This is a genomic window from Azospirillum sp. UENF 312511, from assembly GCF_058780635.1.
This window is the reverse complement of the sequence record NZ_JBSNCG010000003.1, coordinates 715,031-738,843: the sequence shown is the minus strand read 5'-3', so window position 1 is coordinate 738,843 and position 23,813 is coordinate 715,031. Positions and strand designations below refer to the sequence as shown.

The 23,813-nt window shown below is 69.6% G+C and carries 23 protein-coding genes; 4 read left to right on the top strand and 19 right to left on the bottom strand.

Going from position 1 to position 23,813, the window contains the following annotated elements:
* Positions 1–14: 14 nt before the first annotated feature.
* From ACWPN7_RS14820 to ACWPN7_RS14730, 19 genes are all read right to left on the bottom strand, one after another.
* Positions 15–1,238 carry a beta-ketoacyl-ACP synthase gene (locus ACWPN7_RS14820; RefSeq protein WP_459196930.1) on the bottom strand — a complete coding sequence of 408 codons (1,224 nt, stop codon included), beginning with the start codon at positions 1,236–1,238 and terminating at the stop codon, positions 15–17.
* On the bottom strand, positions 1,238–1,963 hold the full coding sequence (locus ACWPN7_RS14815) for a 3-ketoacyl-ACP reductase FabG2 (protein ID WP_200775137.1): 726 nt from the start codon (positions 1,961–1,963) through the stop codon (positions 1,238–1,240). Before ACWPN7_RS14815 ends, ACWPN7_RS14820 begins: the two co-directional genes overlap by 1 nt.
* The gene (locus ACWPN7_RS14810; protein WP_038529210.1) at positions 1,960–2,436 is read right to left on the bottom strand and encodes a hotdog family protein; all 477 of its coding nucleotides are present in this window, start codon (positions 2,434–2,436) and stop codon (positions 1,960–1,962) included. The genes ACWPN7_RS14815 and ACWPN7_RS14810 overlap by 4 nt, the downstream gene beginning before the upstream one ends.
* Entirely contained in the window at positions 2,433–3,644 is a 1,212-nt protein-coding gene (locus ACWPN7_RS14805; RefSeq protein WP_459196931.1) for a beta-ketoacyl-[acyl-carrier-protein] synthase family protein, read from the bottom strand. Before ACWPN7_RS14805 ends, ACWPN7_RS14810 begins: the two co-directional genes overlap by 4 nt.
* On the bottom strand, positions 3,641–4,255 hold the full coding sequence (locus ACWPN7_RS14800) for a DUF3261 domain-containing protein (protein ID WP_459196932.1): 615 nt from the start codon (positions 4,253–4,255) through the stop codon (positions 3,641–3,643). Before ACWPN7_RS14800 ends, ACWPN7_RS14805 begins: the two co-directional genes overlap by 4 nt.
* Positions 4,256–4,304: 49 nt before the next feature.
* The gene (locus ACWPN7_RS14795; RefSeq protein ID WP_492273346.1) at positions 4,305–6,623 is read right to left on the bottom strand and encodes an MMPL family transporter; all 2,319 of its coding nucleotides are present in this window, start codon (positions 6,621–6,623) and stop codon (positions 4,305–4,307) included.
* Positions 6,620–7,237, bottom strand: a complete 618-nt coding sequence (locus ACWPN7_RS14790; RefSeq protein WP_038529201.1) for a LolA family protein — start codon at positions 7,235–7,237, stop codon at positions 6,620–6,622. Before ACWPN7_RS14790 ends, ACWPN7_RS14795 begins: the two co-directional genes overlap by 4 nt.
* Positions 7,234–7,641: an acyl-CoA thioesterase gene (locus ACWPN7_RS14785; RefSeq protein ID WP_038529199.1), complete on the bottom strand. Its 408-nt coding sequence runs from the start codon at positions 7,639–7,641 to the stop codon at positions 7,234–7,236. The genes ACWPN7_RS14790 and ACWPN7_RS14785 overlap by 4 nt, the downstream gene beginning before the upstream one ends.
* Positions 7,638–9,341 (bottom strand): ApeI family dehydratase, encoded by a 1,704-nt coding sequence (locus ACWPN7_RS14780; RefSeq protein WP_459196934.1) that lies wholly within the window; start codon positions 9,339–9,341, stop codon positions 7,638–7,640. The genes ACWPN7_RS14785 and ACWPN7_RS14780 overlap by 4 nt, the downstream gene beginning before the upstream one ends.
* Positions 9,338–9,919 carry a COG4648 family protein gene (locus tag ACWPN7_RS14775; RefSeq protein WP_459196935.1) on the bottom strand — a complete coding sequence of 194 codons (582 nt, stop codon included), beginning with the start codon at positions 9,917–9,919 and terminating at the stop codon, positions 9,338–9,340. Before ACWPN7_RS14775 ends, ACWPN7_RS14780 begins: the two co-directional genes overlap by 4 nt.
* Positions 9,900–10,148 (bottom strand): acyl carrier protein, encoded by a 249-nt coding sequence (locus ACWPN7_RS14770; RefSeq protein WP_014239597.1) that lies wholly within the window; start codon positions 10,146–10,148, stop codon positions 9,900–9,902. Before ACWPN7_RS14770 ends, ACWPN7_RS14775 begins: the two co-directional genes overlap by 20 nt.
* 5 nt (positions 10,149–10,153) lie before the next feature.
* Positions 10,154–10,414, bottom strand: a complete 261-nt coding sequence (locus ACWPN7_RS14765) for a phosphopantetheine-binding protein (protein WP_014239598.1) — start codon at positions 10,412–10,414, stop codon at positions 10,154–10,156.
* Positions 10,401–11,183, bottom strand: coding sequence for a lysophospholipid acyltransferase family protein (locus ACWPN7_RS14760; RefSeq protein ID WP_492273345.1), 783 nt, complete (start codon positions 11,181–11,183; stop codon positions 10,401–10,403). Before ACWPN7_RS14760 ends, ACWPN7_RS14765 begins: the two co-directional genes overlap by 14 nt.
* A complete protein-coding gene (locus ACWPN7_RS14755; RefSeq protein ID WP_492273344.1) occupies positions 11,173–11,904 on the bottom strand; it encodes a beta-ketoacyl synthase chain length factor in 732 nt (243 codons plus the stop codon). The genes ACWPN7_RS14760 and ACWPN7_RS14755 overlap by 11 nt, the downstream gene beginning before the upstream one ends.
* A gap of 14 nt (positions 11,905–11,918) precedes the next feature.
* A complete protein-coding gene (locus tag ACWPN7_RS14750) occupies positions 11,919–12,326 on the bottom strand; it encodes a hypothetical protein (protein WP_459196937.1) in 408 nt (135 codons plus the stop codon).
* 78 nt (positions 12,327–12,404) lie between these two features.
* Positions 12,405–13,511 carry an alpha/beta fold hydrolase gene (locus ACWPN7_RS14745; protein WP_459196938.1) on the bottom strand — a complete coding sequence of 369 codons (1,107 nt, stop codon included), beginning with the start codon at positions 13,509–13,511 and terminating at the stop codon, positions 12,405–12,407.
* Positions 13,512–13,577: 66 nt separating this feature from the next.
* Positions 13,578–14,024 (bottom strand): excinuclease ABC subunit A, encoded by a 447-nt coding sequence (locus tag ACWPN7_RS14740; RefSeq protein WP_349619539.1) that lies wholly within the window; start codon positions 14,022–14,024, stop codon positions 13,578–13,580.
* A gap of 432 nt (positions 14,025–14,456) precedes the next feature.
* Entirely contained in the window at positions 14,457–15,482 is a 1,026-nt protein-coding gene (locus ACWPN7_RS14735; protein WP_149649620.1) for an aldo/keto reductase, read from the bottom strand.
* Between the two features lie 349 nt (positions 15,483–15,831).
* Positions 15,832–17,640, bottom strand: coding sequence for an ABC transporter ATP-binding protein (locus ACWPN7_RS14730; protein ID WP_492273343.1), 1,809 nt, complete (start codon positions 17,638–17,640; stop codon positions 15,832–15,834).
* Positions 17,641–18,518: 878 nt separating this feature from the next.
* On the opposite strand from ACWPN7_RS14730, the gene ACWPN7_RS14725 reads away from it, so the two are divergent.
* The 4 genes from ACWPN7_RS14725 to ACWPN7_RS14710 all read left to right on the top strand — a co-directional run bounded on the left by ACWPN7_RS14725 (position 18,519) and on the right by ACWPN7_RS14710 (position 23,798).
* Positions 18,519–20,453, top strand: coding sequence for a sigma-54-dependent Fis family transcriptional regulator (locus tag ACWPN7_RS14725; RefSeq protein WP_459196940.1), 1,935 nt, complete (start codon positions 18,519–18,521; stop codon positions 20,451–20,453).
* A gap of 175 nt (positions 20,454–20,628) precedes the next feature.
* The gene (locus ACWPN7_RS14720; protein ID WP_459196941.1) at positions 20,629–21,687 is read left to right on the top strand and encodes an ATP-NAD kinase family protein; all 1,059 of its coding nucleotides are present in this window, start codon (positions 20,629–20,631) and stop codon (positions 21,685–21,687) included.
* A gap of 54 nt (positions 21,688–21,741) precedes the next feature.
* Complete coding sequence (locus ACWPN7_RS14715; protein WP_459196942.1) at positions 21,742–22,725, top strand: thiamine pyrophosphate-dependent dehydrogenase E1 component subunit alpha; 984 nt, start codon at positions 21,742–21,744, stop codon at positions 22,723–22,725.
* 41 nt (positions 22,726–22,766) lie between these two features.
* A complete protein-coding gene (locus ACWPN7_RS14710; protein WP_038529182.1) occupies positions 22,767–23,798 on the top strand; it encodes an alpha-ketoacid dehydrogenase subunit beta in 1,032 nt (343 codons plus the stop codon).
* The last annotated feature ends 15 nt before the right edge of the window (positions 23,799–23,813 follow it).

Below are 23,813 nucleotides of genomic sequence, written 5' to 3'. Positions count from 1 at the left end.
CCACCTGCGCTCGTCTACCCGCGCCGGAACACCAGCGACGTGTTGATGCCGCCGAAGGCGAAGTTGTTGGACATCAGGAACTCGGTGTCGATCCGCCGGCCCTCGCCCATGATGTAGTCCAACTCGGCGCAGCGCTCGTCCACATTGTCCAGGTTGGCGGTGGGGGCGAACCAGCCCTCGCGCATCATCTCGATGCCCAGCCACGCCTCCAGGGCGCCGCAGGCGCCCAGCGAATGGCCGAAATAGCTCTTCAGCGAATGGATGCGCGCGCGCGGGCCGAAGACGGCGTGGGTCGCGGCGGTCTCGGCGATGTCGCCCCATTCGGTGGCCGTGCCGTGGCCGTTGACGAAGCCGATGGCGTCCGCCGACACCCCGGCGTCCTCCAAGGCTAGGCGCAGGGCGATCTCCATGGTCCCGGCCTGCGGCTGGGTGACGTGGTTGCCGTCGGAGTTGCAGGCGAAGCCGACGATCTCCGCGTGGATGTTGGCGCCACGGGCGAGAGCGCGCTCGCGTTCCTCCAGGATCAGGGTGGTGGCGCCTTCGCCGATCACCAGCCCGTCGCGGTCGCGGTCGTAGGGGCGGGGGCTGGTGTGCGGTCGGTCGTTGCGGGTGGAGGTGGCGAACAGCGTGTCGAAGACCGCCGATTCGGTCACGTCCAGTTCCTCGGCGCCGCCGGCGATCATGGCGTCGGCCTTGCCCCACTTGATCGCCTCGTAGGCGTAGCCGATGGCTTGGCTGCCGGAGGTGCAGGCGCTGCTGGTCGGGATGATGCGGCCGGTCACGCCGTAGAACAACCCGATGTTCACCGCCGCCGTGTGGCTCATCATCTGGATGTAGCTGGTGGCGTTGAGGGTCTTCGACGCGCCCTGGGTCATCAGCTCGGCGAAGGCGATCACCGGGGCGGGGCTGCCGAACGACGATCCGTAGGCGATGCCCACGCGCCCGCCGCGGACGAACGGGTCGTTCAGCAGGGCCGCGTCGTTCAGCGCCTTCTCGGTGGCGTAGACCGCCATCCGGGAAACCGGCCCCATGGTCCGCGTCTTCTTGCGCGGGTAGCGGTCGTCCACCGAAAAGCCGGTCACCGGGGCGGCGAGGCGCGTGTTGATCCCGTGGAAACGGTCCCACTCCGCCATGGTGCGGACGGCGGTCTCGCCCTTCGCCATGCGGGCGCGGATGGTCGGCCAGTCCTCGCCCAGCGCGCTCACCCCGCCCATGCCCGTGACGACAACCCTGCGCATCACACCATACCCCCGTTCACCGCGATCACCTGCCGCGTCACGTACGCCGCCCCGTCGGAACACAGGAAGGACACCACCGACGCCACCTCCTCCGGCTGTCCGGCCCGGCGCATGGGGACCAGCTTCAGGGCTTCCTCCATGGGCAGCCCGTCGGTCATCTGCGTTTCGATGATGCCGGGCGCCACGCAGTTCACCGTGATGTTCCGTTTCGCCAACTCGATCGCCAGCGCCTTGGTGGCGCCGATGATGCCGGCCTTGGCGGCGCTGTAGTTGACCTGCCCGCGGTTGCCGATCAGCCCCGACACCGAGGACAGCGTCACGATCCGCCCACCCCTGCGAGCCGAGACCATCGGCATCACCAGCGGCTTCAGCACGTTGTAGAAGCCGTCGAGGTTGGTGTTGAGGACCGAATCCCAATCGTCGTCCGCCATGGCCGGGAAGGCGGCGTCGCGGGCAATGCCGGCGTTCAGGACGGCGCCCCAATAGGGGCCGTGCGCCTCCATGTCGGCCTCCAGCGCGGCGCGGGCGGCGTCGCGGTCGGCGATGTCGAAAGCGAGCAGCCGGCCCTCGCCGCCGGCGTTGCGGACGTCGGCCAGCGTCGCCTCGCCGCCGGCCGCGTCGCGGCCGTAATGCACCACCACCGCGAAACCGTCGGCGGCCAGCCGTGCCGCGACCGCGCGGCCGATGCCCTTGCTGGCCCCGGTGACCAGGATCGTCTTCTTCATCGTTTGACCTGTACCCCTTGGCTGGCGAGCAGCGCGGCCGTGTCCTCGGGCTGGTAGACGGTGAGCTGGGCCTTCGCCAGCTCCTCCCCGGTGCCCGCGCGCGTCACCACACAATCGAAAGACCCGATGTTCTCGTCCCGGAAGACCGGCGCCACCGACACCTCCAGCCGCTCGCCGATGGCGAACCAGGGAACGGAGGCGCGGAAGTCGCGCGTGCCCAGCAGCAGCCCGAGACGGACGTCGCCGCCGGCTTCCCTGGCCTCGGCCCCGACCTGGGCGCCGCAGGTTTGCGCCATCCACTCCACGGCGACATGGGCCGGGGCACCGCGCCCCGTCACCACGAAGGGCGCCCCCTCCCGCACGGTCAGCGCCGACACGAAGCGGCCGTCCACCCGTCCGACCGCCTCGTCCAGCAGGATCATCGGCCGCGCGTGGGGCAGCAGATCCTCGATGGGCCACGGACACGCGCTCATCGCCGGTCCCCCCGGCCCAGCACCAGGGCCACGTTGCTGCCGCCGAACGCGAAGGAGTTGCTGAGCATCGCCGCCGGCCCGGCGGGAAGCCCGCCGGAGAAGGTGGCGCCGGGGCCGATCAGGTTCAGCGGCGGGATCTCCGGGGCGGGCGTACCGTCCCACAGGTGCGGGGGCAGCCGGCCGTCCGGGTTGTGGGCGGGGTTCAGCGTCAGCCACAGGAACGCCGCCTCGCACGCCCCGGCGGCGCCCAGCGTGTGGCCGGTCATCGCCTTGGTGGAGCTGCACGGGGTCGCGTCGCCGAACAGCGCGTGCACCGCCTTGCCCTCCATGGAATCGTTCAGCGCCGTCGCGGTGCCGTGCAGGTTGACGTAGGCGATGTCCGACGGCGTCAGCCCGGCGTCGTCCAGCGCCGCCCGCATGGCGGCGAGGGCGCCGTGGCCCTCCGGGTCGGGGGCGCTGACATGGTGCGCGTCGGAGCTTTCGCCCACGCCCAGCAGCCGCACCGGGGCGTCCTCCGCGGTCAGCAGGAAGACCGCCGCCGCCTCGCCGATGTTGATGCCGTCGCGATTGGCGCTGAAGGGATTGCAGAGGCCCGCCGACACCGCCTCCAGTGCGCTGAAGCCGCCCAGCGTGGTGCCGCACAGCGTGTCGGACCCACCGACGACAGCGGCGTCGCACAGCCCGGCGCGGATCAGCCGCCGGGCGGATGCGAACACCTTGCCGCTGGAGGAGCAGGCCGTCGCCACCGTGTAGGCCGGCCCCGGCAGGTCCAGCGCGCGCGCCGCGAATTCCCCCGGCCCGCCGGTGGCGAGCTGGTCGTAATGGAACGGACCCGTCCACGCACCGTCGCGGCGCATCGCCGCGAAGCCGGCCTCGGCCTCGGCCATGCCCGAGGTGCTGGTGCCGATGATCACGGCGATCCGGTGCCGGCCGTGGCGCGCGGTCGCCGTTTCGACGGCGTCCCGGATCTGCTCCAGGGCCAGCAGCAGCAGGCGGTTGTTGCGGCAGTCATAGGTCTCCAGCCCTGCCGGCACCGGCGGCAGCGGCGTGTCCACCGAACCGACATGCACGGCGCGGCCGGGCACGAAGCCGGAGCGCGGGCGCAGGCCGTCGCGGGTGCCGACAAACAAGGCGTCGGCGACCGCGCCCGTTCCGGTGCCGATGGGAGTGGCGAGGCCCAGGGCGGAAAGTCCGAGCGGACGGCTCATGGCGCCGCCGCCTGGGATGCTGCCGTGGATGCTGCCATGGACTGTACCTCGATCTCGTAGCCCCAGGCGAGGTTGGCGTAGCGCAGCGTGCCGGTCCACGGCGCGCCGTCGGCCCAGCTGCGTTCGGCGTGCAGCACCTCCTTGCCGCCAATGCGCACGCTGCGCCGGTGCGCGTCGGCGCTCAGCGTGCCGCCCGCGGGGGCGAGCGCCTGCCGCACGACCGCTTCGGGCCAGTACAGCACGACGATGTCGGCCAGCATGCTGCCCGGCCGCAGGGCCGGAGGCAGCCAGGGTGCGGTCTCAACCTCCAGCCCGGCATCGCTCCAGGTGACGGTCATGGCGCGGCGGCCCAGACTGTCCACACCGACCAGCAGGAAGCGCTTCGGCGTGACGCTGATCCGGCCTTCGAAAACGAAGGTCTGGCCGTCGCGGCTGGCGGTGATGAGCTGCGCCGCCTCGACGCTCTGCCCAAGATCGGACGGGCGCGGCAGGGCCAGCGGCTCGCCGGGGGCGAGCAGCGGCGTGCTTGGGTCCGCCGGGCCGCCGCCGGGCACGGAGGCGCACGCTCCGAGCAGGAACAGGAGCGCGATCCACCCCTTATGCATGGTCATGACGTGAGGCGATTTCCCAGAAGCGAATTTGACGTAGAGCATACACCAATCAGAGTAGCCGCGCATTGTTTGTGGCTTCATTGTGGCGTGTGCCGCGCGCGGCCAGTGGTGCGAAAAGAAAGGCAATCGAGATTCCGACCAGCATGGTCACGCCGAAGCTGTGCACCGCCGGAACGGCGCTGAAGGCCAGCAGCCCGAAGGACAGCAGGGTCGTCAGCGTCGCCAGCCACACCGCCAGCATGGTCACCGGCTGCTGCTCCACGCCGCTTTCCGCGCAGAAGACGGCGTAGTCCACGCCGATGGAGAGGATCAGAACCAGCGCCATGGCATGGAAGAAGGTGAAGTCCTGGCCCATCAGCCCGACCACCGCGGGCGCCAGGATGAGCGCCGCCCCGGGTGGCAGCAGCGCCCACAGCCCCCCGCGCCAGCCGTAGCGCCACATCAGCACGGGCAGCATCAGCAGCCCCGCCAGCCCGGTCAGCAGCAGCGCCCGGTGCCGGTACTTGGCGAGCAGCGCCGAGAAGTCCGCCGTCGGATTGACCAGCCGGACGCCGGCCGTGCCGGCCACCGCGGCGCGCACGGCGTCCGGATCGCTCAGCCCCTGCAAGGCCACCACGTGCAGTCCCGGCCCGAGCACGAGCTCGCGCAGGAACGGCACGCTGTCCGCCGCCAGCGCGTCGTCGAGAGTCAGCACCCCCTCCGGCGCCTTGTTCGGCTCGGCCGGCGGCAGGCCGAGGCTGGCGCGCTGCGCCGCCAGCAGCGGACCGTCGAGCGCCGTGGCGACCAGAGCGCGGTTTTCCCGCTGCGTCCGGGCGGACGGCACGAAGGCGGCCGGCATCTGGTAGCCGGCGATGCTTCCCTTCGCCTTCAGTCCGGCCAGCGTGGCGGCGAGGTCCTCCTGCCGCCGCAGCGCCGCCTCGTCGTCCGCGGCCTGCACCAGCAGGAACTGCGCGGCGGTGGTGGCGCCGATCAGCCGTTGGATCTCGTCCTGCTCGTGCCTCAGCTCCGCCGAGACCGCCTGCAGCCGCCGGACGTCGTCGTCCGCCGACAGCCGCGCCAGCCCGACCGCTCCGGCCAGCGCGCAGCCCAGCACGAGAACGAGGCGCACGCCACGCCAGCGCCGCTCCTCCCAGAAGCTCCACAGGCCCGCCGCGGCGCGCAGCATCAAGGCGCCGTGCGTCAGCCGTCGCGCCCGGTCGAGCGAGGGCAGCCACAGCACCACCGTCAGGAAGGCGCCCACCAGCCCGATGATCGAGAAGGCGGCGATCTGCCGGAGCCCCGGAAAGGGCGCCAGCATCAGCGCCGCGTAGCCGATCAACGTGGTGACCAGCCCCAGCGCGATGCCCGGCAGCACGTGGCGCAGCCGGTCGTTCGGGCTTCCCGACAAGGGGTCGAACAGGCTGGCGCTGTAATGCAGGCTGTAGTCCACCGCCACGCCGATCAGGCTGGACCCGAACAGCAGCGCCGCCACATGCAACTCGCCGAACAGCAGCAGACTGCCGCTCAGCCCGACCGTCATTCCGACGCCCAGGGCCAGCAGATTGTGCAGCAGCGGCCCCGGCCGGCGGAACGCCAGCCCCACCAGCAGCATGGTGCCGACCAGCGACAGCGTGCCGAGCGTGGACGCCTCGGTGATCGCGGTCTTGGAGCCGGCGTGCGCGAAGAACACGGCGCCCAGCCGCTTCACCGTGACGTCCGGCATGTCCCGAACGGCGGCGTCGAAGGCGCCAACCAGCCGGTCCTGCAAGTCCAGCTCGAACGGTTCGCCGGCGAGCACGGCGCTGACCAGCACCCAGGTCGTGCCGTTCTCGGTGACGCTGAGCATGCCCTCGTCGGGGGTGAGGCGCGACAGCGGGAAGGGCAGGTTGGTGAGGAAGGAAGGCAGCAGCAGGAACGGGTCGGTGCGCAGCAGCCCGGCGTCGACGAGTTCGGCGAAGCCGAACGCCTGGGACAGCGCGCGGGTGGCGACCTCCTCCCCCTTGCCGGCCGCCAGGAGCGCCCGGTCGCCATCGCTGAGCAGGCTTTGGCGATGGGGGAAGTAGAGAGCCCCCAGCCGCTTCAGCCGGTCGACGTCGATGCCCTCGCCGATCCGTTCCACCTGCCCCGTGGCCAGAAGGGCGTCGCCAAGCGTCGTCGCCGCCTTGCGGGCGGTCTCGCGGTCGGCGTGCCCGACCAGCGCCAGCACCCGGCGACCCAGCGCCTTGGTCACCGCGTCGTTGGCGCGCTGCAGGACGGGGTCCTGCTCCTCGCGCGGCAGCAGGGCCAGCAGATCGGTGCGGAAGCCCAGCCCGTCGTGAAGGCGCAGCGCGAGGTAGCCGCTGGCCAGCAGGACGAGCGCGAGCCAGAGCAGCGCCCCCAGCCGTCTCACGGACGGCCCGCCGAGGCCAGCAGCGCCGCCTCGTCCGCCGTCGGCGGCTCCGCCTTCAGGATCTGGTCGCGGAAGGTCAGGCGGTCGCGGTCGCCGTCGGGCTTGACGATCTCCACCTCGTCCACGAAGCGCCCGCCGCGCACGTCGATGGCGCGGATCGGCATGGTCGGATCGTCGGCCCGGCGCGGCGTCAGGTGGAGGGTCCAGGCGTCGGTGCCGCCCCCGCGCTCCACCGCGAACATGTCCTCCAGCGCCTTCCAGTCTCCGGTCAGCGCGCCGCCCAGCATGGTGTAGAGCTTCGACATGAAGGGCAGGCGCGCGGCGGGCAGGCGCATGGTCTCGTTGCCCTTCACCTCCTGCACGAGGCCGGCGGGGCTCATGACGGTGGTGACGGCGAAGGGGGTTTCGGTGCGCCAGATCAGCCCGCGGCCGGGCGCCAGGACGAAGCGGCCCTCGCTCTTCAGCGGCGCCTGGAAGCCCTTGAGGAAACGCTCCTGCACGAAGGCGCCGCGCAGCACCTGCCCCTCGCTCAGTGTTTCGGCGGCCAGCGTTTCGGCAACAAGCACCGGGAAGGCGGCCAGCAGCGCCAGGAGGAAGACGACGATGCGCGTCACAGCAGAGCCCTCACCTTGTCCGTGAACACCGCGGGGCATTCGAAGCACAGCTCCGCCCCGTCCTCCTTCACCGCAAGCTGCACGGTGCGCGCCTTGGTCAGCAATTCGCCGCTCGGCTCGTCGTGGATGCGGTAGTCGATGCGGATGCGGTTCTCGTACTCGACCAGAGTGGCCGTGATCCGGATCGACTGGCCGAAGCGGATCGGCCGCACGTACTTCACATGGAGGTCGACGATGGGGAACACGTACCCCGACGACGCCATCTCCGGATAATTGTAGCCGATGCGGTCGAGCAGCGCGCAGCGCGCCTGCTCCAGATACCGGGCGTAGTTGCCGTGCCAGACCACCTGCATGGGGTCCAGGTCGTAGAACTGCGCGCGGGTGCTGACCTCTGCCGAAATCATGGGGCGATCCCCTCCACGCCGATGGAGCCGGAGGACAGCGTCTCGTCCCCGCAGCGGTACTCGAAGGTCAGGCGCCGCCGTGCCGGGGCGTGGCGCAACGCCAGCGTCACCAGCGTGTCCGGAACGGTGACGCGCCGGAACTTCACCTGGAGCGACTGCGCCGCCTCGATCCCGAGGCCGAGATGCGTGTTGGCGAACGTCACCGCCCAATCGATCTGCGCCACGCCCGGCACGATCGGCATACCGGGGAAATGACCGTCGAGCTGCGCAAGGTCGCCGGGAATGAAGAGGTCCAGTTCCACCCCGTCGGCAAGCGGCCGGACGGCGCGAACGTCGGGAGCGGTCGGCCGATGTGTGGCGATCACAGGCATGACGATCTCAGGCAGGGCACTCTCCTCGAACAGGGCGGCGATGTCGGCATGCCGACGCTTGCCCAGCGCGCCATCCGGCAGACGGCTCACGAAGCGCCAGCGGCGCGGCAGGCCGGCGGGTTCCTGAACGGCGGACAATTCCCGGCGCAGCAGGCGGCCGAAGCGGAAGGCGCCGATGTCCGCCAGGCGCGCCGCGCCCTCGGCGCTCGGCACCACGACGGCGCAGAGCTGCTCCAGCGTCAGCACGGCGGCGTCGGCCACCAGGGGGGAGCGCCGCAGCTGCGCCTCCACCTCGGGCAGGCTGACGCGCTTGCCCTCCACCTTCGCGATCCGGTCGGCGCGGCCAAGGACGCGGAAGCCGCCGTCCTCGGCCATCTCCACGAGGTCCGAGCCGACATGCTTCCGGCCCTCGACATGCGTCGCGCCGACCCGCAGGCGACCGTCCGGGGTGCGTCCGGCGACGACGCCGGGCAGCGGGCGCCAGGACGGATCACCGGCCTCGCGGCGGCGGTGGGCGATGGCTCCGGTTTCGGTGCTGCCGAAGATCTCGGTGACCGGCGTGCCGAAGACGGCCGCCGCCTCCCGCGCAGCGGGCTCCGGGAGAGGGGCTCCGGCCGACAGCACCAGCGCCGGACGCCGCGACGGTGGCAGCGGCGCGATCCCAGCCAGCCGGGTCAGGTGCGCCGGGCTGGTGACCAGCACGGACCCCGCGTCGAGCGCGGCCAGCGCCGTCTCCCACAGCTCGTGCATGGCGCTGGCGAAGGGGCGGCCGGTGACCAGCGGCCACAGCAGGCGGAAGTTCAGACCGTAGACGTGCTGGTGGGGGACCGTGGCGTGCACGCGAGCGGTTGGCCCGGCGAGCCGCCCGAGCACGGCTTCGGTCGCCAGCGCTTCGGCCTCCAGCATGCCGAGGGTGCGAACCACCCGCTTCGGCTCGCCGGTCGAGCCGGAGGTGAAGAAGGTCAAGGGCGTCTCGGGGTCGAGCGGGGCCAACGCCATCCCCTCGCCACCCGGCCCCAGGTTGCCGCCGAGATCGCTGCCGAGATCGCCGCCGACCGGGATGGCCCCGTCCGCGGTCAGGGAGGCCAGCGTTCCCGGCTGGGCGTTGGGCGGTATCGTCACCTCGGCGCCGGCGTGCAGCAGCGCCAACAACCCCACCGCGCCCCAATAGCCGTCCGCCGCCACCAGAAGCCCGCGCCGGCACCCCTTGAGCCGTGCCGCGTTGCCGGCCACGTCGGCGCGGAAGCGGGCGAAGGTGACGCCGTCGGCAACCGGCGCGTCGTCCGGCCGCCCCACGGCGAGCAGACGGGAGAGCGGAATGGCGGTCATGCCCCGGCGTGCCTCCGGCGCATGGAGCGGCGGACCAGGACTTCGCCGCCGAACAACAGGCCCATGACGATGTAGGCGATGAGGCCGGTCCACAGCGCCCACGCCTCGTCGCTGCCCCACAGGGCCAGCGCCCCGGCGACGGCGGCGTTCGACACCAGCCAGACGGTCCACACCACGGTGACGGTGCGGCAATAGGCCTGACCCGCCGGTGGCAGGTCGGGCTCCTGAAGACGGGCGAATCGCTCGACGAGGCTGGGCGGGCGCAACAGCGAGGCGCCGAACACCGCCGCGGTGCCGAGGCTGAGCGCGACCGGATAGGCCTTGGCCGCCAGCGCGCCATCGAGCGCGGCGAGCACGCCGACCAGGGCCGCCGCCGCCGCCAGCGGCAGGCGCCAGACCCGCGCCGCAGGCGAGGAGCACATGGCGAAGCGCGCGCCGATCAGCGCCAGGGCCACCGCCACGAAGGCCAGCGGCGGCACCAAAGCCCGCCCGCCATAGACCAGCACGGGATAGAAGGCCCCGGCGACGACCAGGGCCGCGACGCCGAACGGGGGCAGCCTATTCCTGGAGGAGGGCATGCACGCGGTCGAGAACATCGCCGACCGTACGGACGCTCTTGAACTCCTCGGGCTTGAACTTGCGGCCGGTCAGTTCCTGCAACTTCACCACGAGATCGACCGCGTCGATGCTGTCGAGGTCGAGATCCTCGAACAGTCGCGCCTCGCGGGAAATCTTCTCGGGCGGCACCTCGAACATGTCTTCGAGATAGCTTTGGAGGCGCGCGTAAATTTCATCCTGCGTCAGCATGGCCCTTACTCCGCACGCTGGGATTGAATAAAGCGGGCGAGAGAGCGCACGTTGGCGAAGTGCTGCTTCACGTCGTCGGTCACGGACTCGATCTTGATGCCGTAAGCCTTGCGCAGTGCGACGCCCAGTTCCAGTGCGTCGATGGAATCGAGGCCCAGCCCGTCGTTGAAGAGCGGTTCCTCGCTGTCAATCTCTTCTGGGGCAATGTCTTCCAGCTTGAGCGCGTCAACAATCAAGGTCTTCAACTCACGTTCAAGCTTTTCCATCGGCCAACCGTTCCGCAAAATAATCCTCCAAGCTGCGCACCAACTTTCTGGCCGCTAGCGAGCGGTACTGATAGCCGAGCAACCCGGTAACGTCCAGACGATCCCCTACCATGACGCGAAAAATCGGTCGGCGTGGCGGGATCATCCACCATTTTTCGCCCTTAATGAGCGTGGGCGGATTGCAGGTTATCGTGACCGGTTGCACCTCGGCTTCCAGCAGGGTCGCCAGATTGGCGAAGCCGCGGCGAAAGCGGACCGGCTCGCCGGGGACGGTGCGGGTGCCTTCGGGGAAGATGATGAGTTCGTCGCCGGCCTCCAGCGCGGCGCGGCAGGCGTCGAGCAGCGCCTCCGGGTCGAGGTCGTTGCGGATGTAACCGGCGCCGCGCACCATGCCGCCCAGCCAGCGGCTCTCCCACAGTTCCTTCTTCACGATGCACTGGGCGCGCGGCATCAGCGCCATCAGAAGCACCACGTCGAGCAGCGAGGGGTGGTTCGCCACCACCAGCTTGCCACGTCCATCGCGCAGGCGCTCGGCGCCCTCGACCTCCACGTCGATGACGCGCAGCACGCGCAGCATCCGGATGTAGAAGCGGAAAATGAGATGGACGAGGTGCTGGCAGCGCTGGCGCCGCACCGCGCCCGCCGGGCTGGTCAGGGCCACCAGCGGAAAGACGGTGGGCGCCAGGATCGCGCCGCCGCCGAACAGGAAGGCGAAGGCGAAGCCGGTGGCCGCGCGCCGCCACAGCTTGTCCAGACAGCTAGCCAGCACGGTGCCACACCCAGTCGAGCCGTCCCCCGTGCGAGGTTGCCCGGGGCGCTCCGGACAGCAGGAATCGCATGAAGTCGAGGGCTGTGGACGCCGCTGGCGGCCCTCCGGTCGCCGGCGCGCACCGCAGCGCAAGCCCTTCGCCCTCACCATCCGCGGGGCCGAGCGCCAGGGCGACCACCAGGGGCAGGGCTTCGTCGGCTGCGGTGCGGAACGGCGCGTACTCGTCAGGCATCGGCGCGTCGGCGTAGAGCAGCAGCACCGGCTCCGACGGGGTTTCGGCCAGGCTGGCGGCGGCTTCCAGGAGCCCGAAGCCGAAGCTGTCGGGACCGGCGGCCAGCGCCGTGTGGCCGCGGCGGTTGCCGGTATGGATGGACAACAACCCGGCCAGACCGTGATGCACGGACAGGCTGAATTCGGCCGGCGATGGCAATTCGCCCTGCCGCAGCGAGTTGATGATGCCGACGGTCCGCGCCAGCTCCCCATGGCCGGAAGCGAGGACGTAGCGCGCCGTGTGCGCCGCGTCGCCGCAGGCCAGCGCGGCGGCGATCAGCTTCTGTCCGATGGGCGAGGCACGACGGCGCAGCATCATGGGAAGCGCCGGCAGCGGGCCATCGTCGGGCATGGCGGGCGCGCCCGCCCAGTCCCGCCACGCGGCCCGGGTGCTGCGGTCCGGTGCCCAGGCACACCAGCCGCGGATGGCGACACGCAGGGTTTCAGTCATGATGCGGGCCGGACTCAGTGTTTGGCTTGGCGCAGGCGCCGTTCGATCTCGTCTTGCAACGCGCGCACCAACTTGTTGTAAGCCTGATGAACGGTTTCACCATGCTCCCGCAGGTTGGTCGTGGACACATGATCGATGGTGTAACTTTCCTGCGAATAGCGGATTTCGACGACCGCCTCGTGGTCCTTCCACGCCTTCGTCGCCAGAATCTCACCGGGCGCCTTCCACTCCGCGGACCAGCCGCGGTCGGTCGCCGCCTCCATGATCGTCCGTTGGAGCGCCGCGGCGGGCAGGTCGCGCGATACCGCCGGGATGGGCTGGTCGGTTACCCTGTAGATGGGTTGCCGACGGCTGCAGCCGCCGAGCACGGCGACCGTCGCGAGAATTAGGAAAAGCGCGCGGATACCGGTCTTCAAAGTCATGTCCTGCCGTTTCCGGACGCCATGGGGGCGAATCGGGACCCTATCATGACAGGGCCACGTTGTGGATAGAGGGGTGCGTCAATTTTGCGGTGCGGTGGCCGGCGTGGGCAGGCGGTTGCCGGTCTTGCCGTCGATGGCCGGCTTGGGAGGGCGTGGGGCGGCCACCGCCCGGGGCGGGGGGCAGCCGCGGTGCGGTCTGGTCATCAGGGCCGGGCATGCCTGGGCGCGCGCGTCGGCACCGCTTGGCAGGGCGCGCCGTGTGTCGGACACCCATGAGGCCACGTCCTGCGTCACCCGGTCGCCGTCCAGCGTGCGCATCAGCAGGTGCCGCCCTTTCGGATAGAGCGCGATGCGCGTGTCCGGCGGCAGGGATCTGGCCAATGCCGCCACCCCGTCGCGCGGCACATGGACATCCAGGTCGCCCAGCATCAGCAGCACCGGAACGTCCACCTTGCGTGCCTCGAAACGGGCGTCATGCATCAGGTCCACGATGCCGGCCAGCGTCTGGAAGCGCGTCCGATGGATGATCAGAGGGTCCTCGCGCATGCGCCGCAAAACCACCGGATCGTCGGTGGAGGGGGTGGCCACCCGAAGCGGCGGCACCGTCATGTCCGGCACCAGCGAACCGAGGATCATGGCCGCATCCAGCGTCACCGTCGCCCGAAAGCCGGTGCCCCAGACCGCCGGAGCGGACAGCACGATGCCGGACAGCAGTCCCCGCTCCGCCCGCGCCGCCGCCAGAACGACGACCGCACCGCCCATGCTTTCGCCCAGCAGATAGACGGGCACGCCGGGATGGCTTTCGCGCGCCAGCCTGGACAGCGCGACGACATCCTCGGCCATGCGTTCTCCGCCGTACCAATGACCGCGCTCCATGGCCTTTCCGAAGCCACGCTGGTCGATGGCGTAGGTGGCGATGCCCGCCTGCGCCCACAGCCGCGCCGGCCGGTCGAACGCGAGGCCGTAATCGTTCATGCCGTGGACGGCGACGATCACCGCGCGCAACGCGCTCTCCGCCTGCCAGGTGTGAAGCGGTATCGGCGCGCCGTCATTTGCGATCATCGCCCCGTCCGTCAGCACCGGAGTGGCGGTCACGACCGGCGGTGGGGGCAGCGGATCGGCGGTGCAGGCGCCGGTCAGCGCCGTCGCCGCAAAGGCCGCCGCCAGCAACAGCCGACGCCGCATCGCTCACTCCTCGTCTTCCGTATCCGTCCAGGCATCGCTGCGGCCGCAAGGCCCATGCCGGCCGCTCTACTTGGTGCCCAATTTGACCACGGTTCCCTTGAGCGCCACGCCTGCCATGATGTTGCCAGCGCCGCACATGTATTCCGTGTTGCTGTTCGTTTCCGTGTTCTTGTAATTGCTTTTGATGTTGATCACCGCATCACCGCCCTGTTTGCGGGCGCGCTCCTGCAGTTCCAGAACGGCGCTGAGGAAGACCCACTCGCAGGCTTCCTGATCGGACTTGTTGAAGGCGTTGGTCTTCTTGTTGGTCGCCCATTCGCCGAGGTTGGCAACGGGCTTCGGGTGCTTCTGCTCACCGAAATAGAGCTTCACGCCCCTGTCCAACTTCTCCTGAGCGGCGGCTGTGCCGAGGGCAGCCCCCACCGGGAACATGAGGCGCTCATCGCGGGCCAGTGCCGGAAAACTGGCAGTGACGATTGTGGCAATCAGCGTTAATGCGGCGGTGCGGTTCACGAATCCTCTCAGGGTAGGAGCTTTTCATGGGCGTTCCATCTTAGGAAGAGCCGCGGGCTATGCAACCGCTTTCAAAGGGTTCCGGTTGGCAAGCGCACCGGCCTGGGCCACGTGCCGCAACCCATGCGACGAAACCAAGCGGATTCGAACGGTCGTCCCAGCAGCCTGACGAGGGGGGATGATGAGGAAGCCGAGGCGGCGATCAGGTCTTCCCGGATCGCCCCCGGGGATCCCCCTCCGTGAGTCGACTGTCAGGCCACAGAGAGACCGACCTGATTCTGGCGCTTCCACGGCAAGATCGATCCGGCTCAGGTCTTCGCCTTATGCGCAAACGCCTCAGGGGCCGTTGCCGGGTGGTTCAAGCTGCCGCAAAGGCGCTGGGTCGTTCGAAACGGCCCTTTCGGGAATGGGGCACGGTGCTCCGGCGTGGCCTTAAGGTCCGGCCGGAGAGGTGGCTCGCACGGGACGCCCTTCGATGGGGTAGGCGGGGTCGTTGTAGCCTGGAGACGAGGGATGTCCGGTCGTCACCAGCCGGTCGATCAGCGCCTCGTCCTCGGCGGTGAAGGCGTAATCCAGCGCGCCGAGGTACGCGCGCCATTGCTCTTCCGTGCGCGGCCCGGCGATCGGAGCGGTCACAAGGCGGTTGTTGAGCACCCAGGCAACGGCGAATTGTCCCGGCGTGATGCCGCGCGATTCGGCATGGCTCTTGATCTCCTGGGCGATGTCCAGGCTTTCCGGGCGCCATTCCGTGTTCATCATGCGCCGGTCCTTGCGGCCGGCGCGGGTGTCGGCGGATGGTTCATCCCCGGGGCGATATTTGCCGGTGAGCACGCCGCGGGCGAGCGGGCTGTAGGGGACCACGCCCAAGCCGTAGTGGCCGCAGGCGGGCAGGATCTCGACCTCCGGCATGCGGTTGAGGGCGTTGTAGTAGGGCTGGCAGGCCACCGGCCGGTCGATGCCAAGACGGTCGCACAGACGGCAGATCTCGGCGATGCGCCAGGACCGGAAGTTCGACACGCCGAACGCGCGGATCTTGCCGCTGCGGATCAGGTCGCCCAGCGCGGCAACGGTCTCCTCCAGCGGCGTGTCGGGGTCCTCACGGTGCAGGTAGTAGAGATCGATCCAATCCGTGCCCAGGCGCCGAAGGCTCGCGTCGCACGCCACGTGCAGCCGGCGCCGCGAGAGGCCCCGCTGGTTCGGGCCCGGTCCCGTGGGATTGCCGACCTTGGTCGCCACCACCCAGCGCTCGCGGTCGCCCTTCACGGCGCGGCCGACGATTTCCTCCGACCGGCCTTCGTTGTAGACGTCGGCGCTGTCGATGAAGTTGATGCCGGCCTCCGCGGCTTCCGCGATGATGCGCACAGCCGTCGGTTCGTCGGTGGGGCCGCCGAACATCATGGTGCCAAGGCACAGCGGCGACACCTTCACGCCACTGCGGCCGAGCTTGCGGTAGTCCATCGTTGCCACCCTCCCGTTGTGCTGTCTTGGCCGGCCCGGCCCGCCATCGCGGCTGTGGATGATGCGCGTTGCCCTGGAAATGGCTTGCCGAGACGATGACGGAGTCCAAAGCCCACGTTCGGTGGAACGATCGTTCCGCGCCAGCCGGGCTCCGTTGAGATCGAACCACACATGACAGGCCGGAGCCAGCGTCGAAGAGAGGGGCGCCGCCGAGGAAAGGCGGAGGCGATCCGCCCCTCATCGGCGGCCGGCGATCCGGTTGGTGATAAAACCGCGCACCACGACATTCCCAGCGGTCACGGGCTGGAATGTTCGCGTCGAGGCTGCGGCACGATCGAGCACTCCTCTTTCAGCCGCTGACCCGACGGTTGGACTCCGGTGCCGACTGCTGCTCGAACAGGCGGCGGTAGAGACCGGCCGGGCGGTGCAGCAGGGCGGCGTGGGTTCCCTCCTCGACGATATGGCCCTGGTGGAAGACCAGGATGCGGTCCAGGCTGCGCACGGTGGACAGGCGGTGGGCGATGACGAGGGCCGTGCGACCCTGCATCAGGCGTTCCATCGCCTCCTGGATCAGCGCCTCCGACTCCGAATCCAGGCTGGAGGTCGCCTCGTCGAGGATCAGGACCGGCGCGTCGGCCAGGAAGGCGCGGGCCAGCGCCACCCGCTGGCGCTCGCCGCCGGACAGCTTGACGCCGCGCTCGCCGACCAGCGTCGCGTAGCCCTTGGGCAGGCGCGCGATGAAGTCATGCGCGTTGGCCAGCCGCGCCGCCCGTTCGATCTCCGCCGCGGTCGCGCCGGGGCGGCCGTAGGCGATGTTCTCCGCAAGCGAGCGGTGGAACAGGATCGGCTCCTGCGGGACGATGGCGATCTGCGAGCGCAGCGAGGTCTGCGTCGCCCTGGCCACGTCCTGCCCGTCGATCCGGACGCACCCCCCGGTCACGTCGTACAGCCGCTGGATCAGCTTCACGAACGTTGTCTTGCCCGAGCCCGACGGCCCGACCAGCCCGACCCGCTCGCCGGCCCGGATCGTCACCGACAGGTCGCGGTAGAGCGGCGTCGTGTGGCCGCCATACCGGAAGGTGACGCGGTCGAAGCGCACCTCGCCAGCCGTGATGCGCAGGGGCACGGCGTCCGGCCGGTCCTCCACCCCCAGCGGTTCGGCGTGGATGGCCACCAACTCCTCCATCTCGTTGATCGAGCGCTGGAGATGGTTGATGTGCATGCCGATGTCGCGCAGATAGCCATGGACGACGAAATAGGTGGTCAGCACATAGGCGACGTCGCCGGGCGTCGCCTGCCCCCGCCACCACAGCCACAGGGCGGTCGCCACCACGCCGCTGCGGATCATCAGCAGGATGACGAGCTGGGCCGTGCTGTGGCGGGTGTGGCGGGTCCAGGTGCGGCTGGTCCGGCGGCTCCATTTCCCGACGATCTGGGCCAGCCGCTCGTCCTCGCGCGGCTCGGCGCCGAACGCCTTCACCACCGCGTTGCAGCCGATGGCGTCGGCCAGCGTGCCGCCGAGCCGCGTGTCCCAGGCGTTGGACAGCCGCGCCGCCGGGGCGATGTAAAGCGTCGCGAAGAGCACGGTCAGCCCGATGTAGACCGCCGTCCCCAGCGCGATGACGAGCCCCATCACCGGCCATTGCAGACCGAGCAGCAGCATCGTTCCGGCCAGCACGACCAGCGACGGCCACAGCGCCAGCAGCAGCGTGTCTTTCAGTGTGTCGAGCGCCCACATGCCGCGCGTGATCTTGCGGACGATGGAGCCGGCGAAGCTGTTGGCGTGCCAGTCGGTCGAGAAGCGTTGGACGCGATGGAAGCTGTCCTGGCCGACGTCGGCCATGATGCGCAACGTCAACGGGATGACGCCGCTCCAGGCGAGGTGGCGCAGCACGACCATTCCGGCGCCGAGCCCGACCATGGCGGCGAAGGCGCCGACGGCGGCGTCGCGCGCCGTCTCGCGGTCGTCCGGCAGCAGAGCCAGCGCGTCGACCAGACGGCCGGCGAACAGCGGCATGAAGACGTCGGCCAGCGTCGCGAGTGCGATGGTGCCGGCGATCCAGGCCACCAACGGCTTCCGGCGGCTCCAGTGACGGAAGGTGAAGGCGAGAACGGCGCGGATTGCGTCCGTCCGGCCGGTGCGTTTCAAAACAGCCATGACTCCGTTCGGCGCGGGAACGCGCCGTCTCCACGGCGGGCGGCCCAAGACGCGGCCATGGCTGTGGCGCGATCAGGGCCGGGCGGCGCCGTCCAATGAATGGGAATATCGATGACCGTTGCCGGGCTCAAAAAGCCCGCGGTCCACCCTTGCGGTTGGGCGACCTAACGGTTGACCGGTGCGGGAGATGTCAGCAGGCAGGTCGTACGCATGCAGCCTCCCAACTTGCAGAAAAAAACCGAATAGCCTAGATAGCAGGCTTCAAGGGATGCGCCAATACGCCTTTTGTTATAGTTTGGTTGCGCCGTTGGAATGATCCTGCGGACCGCTTCGCAATTACGTGCGACCGTCGTGGAACCGTCCGCGGCCCGGTCGAGCAGTGAGAGCAGGAAGCGCGCGCGATTGCCGTTGTAGACCGCACCGCCGACGTGCTGGTGTTACGCCTTCGCTGGCGACTTGCCGGAAGCGAGGTGGAGATCGTCACGGTCCATGGGCGCCGCTATCTGCTGACCGCCAAGCCGGATGCCTAGGTCACCGGCTGGCACCGTTACTTTGTCGCCGCTGGCGGTTCGGGAGGACGCGGATTGCCCATGGACGCCCCGGACCGGGCGACCACGCGGCCAGCGGCGCGCCGGCGACCTCAGCCCAACGTGTCCCGGCGCGGCTCTTCAACGCCGCCTCGACGGTGCCTGGACAGAGGACCGTGGCCGAGCTGTCCTCGGCCGCCTGAACAGGGCCAGCCGGAGGCTCATTTCCGGGCCGCGGTGCAAGAGCCGGCAATACCATTGCACAAATTGCCGGTGCGACGGGGCGCTTGATATATTGCTCCGATTCGGCTGACCAGATCAGAGCGCTTGCGCTCCAGGGAGGATACGCTGATGGAGAACGCCAAAGCGGCGCACATCAACGAATTGGTCCGCGTCTCGGAGGGGATCGCGTCGAAGCGTGACGCCATCATCACCGAATCCTGGCGCCGGTGCGTGGCCGACCACAAGCTGGATCCGACCGTCCGGCGCGAGGCCTACATCCTGCCGCACGAGCGTCTGTGCCTGCACCGCGACGCGATGGACGAGTTCCTGCGCATGGCCCGCTTCGGGCTGGAGGCGCTGTATCATCAGGTGGCCGGCATGGGCTATGCCCTGCTGCTGACCGACAGCAACGGCGTCACCGTCGACTTCATCGGCGACCGGGCGTCGGACGACGACCTGCGCCGGACCGGCCTCTATCTCGGCGCGGACTGGAACGAGGGACGGGCCGGCACCTGCGCGGTCGGCACCTGCATCGCCACGGGCGAGGCGTTGACCGTCCACCAGACGGACCATTTCGACACGACCCACATTCCCCTTACCTGCACGGCGGCTCCGGTGTTCCACAGCGGCGGCGGGCTTGCGGCGGTGCTGGACATCTCCGCGCTCCGTTCGCCGGAGCCCAAGATCAGCCAGTATCTGGCCCTCCAACTGGTCAAGGCCTACACGCACAAGATCGAAAACGCCAACCTCTACAACAATTTCCGCCGGGAGTGGGTGGTCAAGCTCTCCGCCTCCCAGGAGTTCGCGGAAGTCGATCCGGACTTCGTGATCGCACTGGACGGCGCCGGGCGGATCATCGGCTTCAATCACCGCGCGTGTCGACTGCTGGCCGGCGAGGGGGAAGACCGGGAGCAACTCATCGGACAATCCTTTTCCGATCTGTTCGACTGCCAAGTGGACGATCTGGTGCGGTTCGTGCGCTCTCTGCCCACCGACCAGCGGACCCTCCGCCTGCGGCGCAGTGGGACGCCCCTGTTCGCGCAGGCGATGCCGCCGCCGGCCATCGCCGTCCCGCGCCCACGCAAAGGAGACGAGGGAAGCCTGCCCAAGCCGCTCCAGGCGATGTGCGGCGGTGATCCGGCGCTGAAAGCGGTGCTGACGCGTGCGGCGAAGCTGGTGAACACGCGGATGAGCCTGCTGATCCACGGCGAGACTGGCACCGGCAAGGAACACCTTGCCAAGGCCCTGCACCAGTCGAGCGTGCGCGCGGCCAAGCCCTTCGTCGCCGTGAACTGCGCCGCGCTGCCGGAGGCGCTGATCGAGAGCGAGCTGTTCGGCCATGAGCCCGGCTCCTTCACCGGAGCCACGTCGCGGGGCAAAAAGGGGCTGATCCTGGAGGCGGACGGCGGCACCCTGTTCCTGGACGAGATCGGCGACATGCCGCTGTCCTCGCAGACGCGCCTGCTGCGCGTCCTGGCGGAGCGGGAGGTCACCCCCATCGGCCGCACCAAGGCGGTGTCGGTGGACGTGCGCGTCATCGCCGCGACCCACCGCGATCTGGTCAAACTGATCAAGGCCGGGACGTTCCGCGACGACCTGTATTTCCGTCTCAACGGCGCGGTGTTCACCGTGCCGCCGCTGCGCCAGCGCGGCGACCTCGACTGGCTGATCGACCGGCTGCTGGCCGAGCGGACGGAGCGGGACGGCATCGGCTACGCCATCGCCGCTCCGGCGCTGGCGGCCCTGCGCGCCCACGGCTGGCCCGGCAACGTGCGCGAGCTGGTGAACGCGCTCGACTACGCCTGCGCCGTCTGCACCGACGGGCTGATCGAACTGATGGACATTCCCGACCCTGTGCAGCGCAGCGGCGTGTTCGAGGCGTGGCCGGCGGGCGCTCCGACGCCCGCCCCGGACAGCGCCGACCCCGCCGTCCGCCTGCGCGAGGTGCTGCGCCGCCTGCACTGGAACGTGTCGGCGGCGGCGCGGGACATGGGCGTGGACCGCTCGACCATCCACCGCCAGATGCGCCGTTTCGGCATCGTCCCGCCGCACCGGCTGGATTGAGGCATGCAACACCTGTTGCAACGCCCCTGCAACAGGTCATGCAACAGGTGAGGTGATCGCAACACCGCCACTCGTCGCGCAAACTGTTGCGGAACAACGATAGTCAGCTGCACGCACATTTGGCACGGCTCTTGCCACATCCCCCTTCAAAACATTGAAGCGAAGGGGAGGGGGCGTGGCACCGGTCATCGGCATCATTGCCAATCCAGTATCCGCACGCGACATCCGCCGGGTCGTCGCGAACGCGGCGAACCTCCAGATCACGGATCGCGCCAACATCGTCCTGCGCGTTCTGGCCGCGTTGCGCGCCTGTGGGGTCACCGACGTCCTGATGATGCCGGAAAATGGCGGCATCGGGCGTCATGTGGCGCGCGGGCTGTCGCGGGCGGCGGCGCACGGCGAGGCGCCCTATCCCACGATTCACCCGCTGCCCATGCCGGTCACCGGCACCGTCGCCGACACCCATCGGGCGGCGGACGCGATGCGCCGGGCGGGAGTCGCCGCCATCGTCGTTCTGGGCGGCGACGGCACGCACCGCGCCGTGGTGGCGCACTGCGGCGCGGTGCCCGTGGCCGGCATCTCCACCGGCACCAACAACGCCTTTCCCGAACACCGCGAACCGACCATCACCGGGCTGGCGACCGGCTTGGCCGTGACCGGGCAGGTGCCCGCGGACATCGCCTTCGCGGCCAACAAGCGCATCGACGTGTCGCTCAACGGCCGGATGGAGGAGATCGCGCTGGTCGATGTCGCCCTGGTGACCGAGCGCTACGTCGGGGCCCGCGCTCTGTGGAAGCCGGACAGCTTCCGCGAGCTGTTCGTCACCTTCGCCGACCCGGAGGTCATCGGCATGTCGGCCATCGCCGGCCTGCTGGAGCCCGTGACGCGGGAGGAGAGCGGCGGGCTGATGGTGCGCCTCGGCACACCGGCGTCCAACACGGCGGCGTCCGGCATGACGGTGCTGCGCGCGCCCATCGCGCCGGGGCTGATGGCCTCGGTCGGCGTCGCTGATTGGCGCCGCATGCCGGCCGGCGTGCCCTTCGTGCCGGAGGTGAAGGCCGGCTCCATCGCGCTCGACGGCGAGCGGGAGATCGCGTTCTCGGCGCAAGACCGCGTGTCCCTGACGCTCCGGGACGACGCCTTCCGCACCGTGAACGTGGGCGGCTGCATGCAGCACGCCGCCCAATACAGGCTGCTGACCGGTGCCCCGGCGCCGGTCACGGCCGAGCTTTGAAGAACCCGCCTTTGAAAACCTGCCTTTGAAAAACCTGACAGGGGAGAAACGTCCGTGACCAACAATCCTTATCCACTCGACAAAGCGGACCTGCTGCAAGCCTACCGGACCATGCGGACCATCCGCGAGTTCGAGGAACGTCTGCACATCGACTTCGCCAAGGGCGACATTCCAGGCTTCGTGCACCTCTACGCCGGCGAGGAGGCCTGCGCCACCGGCATCATGATGCACCTGAACGACAACGACCGCATCGCCTCGACCCATCGCGGCCACGGTCATTGCATCGCCAAGGGCGTCGATGTCCACGAGATGATGGCGGAGATCTACGGCCGTTCCACCGGCGCCTGCCGGGGCAAGGGCGGGTCGATGCACATCGCCGACCTGTCGAAGGGCATGATGGGCGCCAACGGCATCCTGGGCGCCGGCGCGCCGCTGATCTGCGGGGCGGCGCTGGCCGCCAAGTTCCGGGGCGACGGCGGGGTCGGCATCACCTTCGTCGGCGACGGCGCGTCGAACCAGGGCACCTTCCTGGAGAGCATGAATCTCGCGGCGGTGTGGAACCTGCCGGTCGTCTTCGTGGTGGAGAACAACGGCTACGCCGAGTCCACCGCCATGGAATGGGCGGTCTCCTGCGACAGCTACATCGACCGCGCCACCGGCTTCGGCCTGCCGGGCGTGACGGTGGACGGCACCGACTTCTTCGCGGTGCACGAGGCGGCCGGCGAGATCATCAGGCGCGCCCGCGAAGGCGGCGGTCCGGCGCTGCTGGAATGCAACATGATCCGCTTCTACGGCCATTTCGAAGGCGACGCCCAGACCTACCGCGCCAAGGGCGAGGTGGAGAGCCTGCGCGCCAACCGTGACTGCATCAAGCTGCTCGCCCAGCGCCTGACCGAAACCGGCACCGTCGCCCCCGCCGAGCTGGAAACCATCGACCGCGAGGTGAACGCGCTGATCGAGGACGCCGTGCGCTGCGCCAAGGCGGCCCCGCTGCCCGTCGCCGCCGACCTGCTGAAAGACGTCTACGTCGCCTACTGAGCGGCCCACGCCAAAAAACGGCATTCACCGGAGGAAACACCATGTCCCGCAAAATCAGCATGAAGACGGCGATCAACGAGGCGTTGGACCTCGAAATGCGCCGCGACCCGACCGTCATCCTCATGGGCGAGGACATCGTCGGCGGCACCGGCGCGCCCGGCGAGGACGACGCCTGGGGCGGCGTGCTGGGCGTCACCAAGGGTCTGTTCGCCAAGCACGGCGACCGCCTGCTGGACACGCCCCTGTCGGAATCCGCCTACATCGGTGCGGCCATCGGCGCCGCCGCCTGCGGCATGCGCCCGGTCGCGGAGCTGATGTTCATGGACTTCATGGGTGTCTGCTTCGACCAGATCTTCAACCAGGCGGCCAAGTTCCGCTACATGTTCGGGGGCAAGGCGGAGACGCCGGTGGTGATCCGCGGCATGGTCGGCGCGGGCTTCCGCGCGGCGGCCCAGCATTCGCAGATGCTCACCCCGCTGTTCACCCACATTCCGGGGCTGAAGGTCGTCTGCCCGTCGAACGCCTATGACGCCAAGGGCCTGCTGATCCAGTCGATCCGCGACAACGACCCGGTCATCTTCTGCGAGCACAAGAACCTCTACGGTCATGAGACCGAGGTGCCGGCCGAGTCCTACGCCATCCCCTTCGGCGAGGCGAACGTGCTCCGCGACGGCGATCACGTCACCATCGTCAGCTACGGTCTGACCGTCCACCGCGCCATGGAGGCCGCGGACGCGCTCGCCAAGGACAAGGTGGAGGCGGAGGTGATCGACCTGCGCACCCTGTCGCCCATCGACTGGGACACCATCATCGACAGCGTGGAGCGCACCGGCCGGCTGGTCGTGGTGGACGAGGCGCACCCGCGCTGCAACCTCGCCACCGACATTTCGGCCTTCGTGGCGCAGAACGCCTTCGGCGCGCTGAAGGCCGGCATCCAGATGGTGACGCCGCCGCACACGCCGGTGCCCTTCTCGCCCTCGCTGGAGGATCTCTACATCCCCAGCGCCGAGGCCGTCGCCGCCGCCGTCCGCCGCACGATGGCCCCCTCGCCCCGCAGCACCCTCGCCGCCTGATTCCGGAGCCGCTTT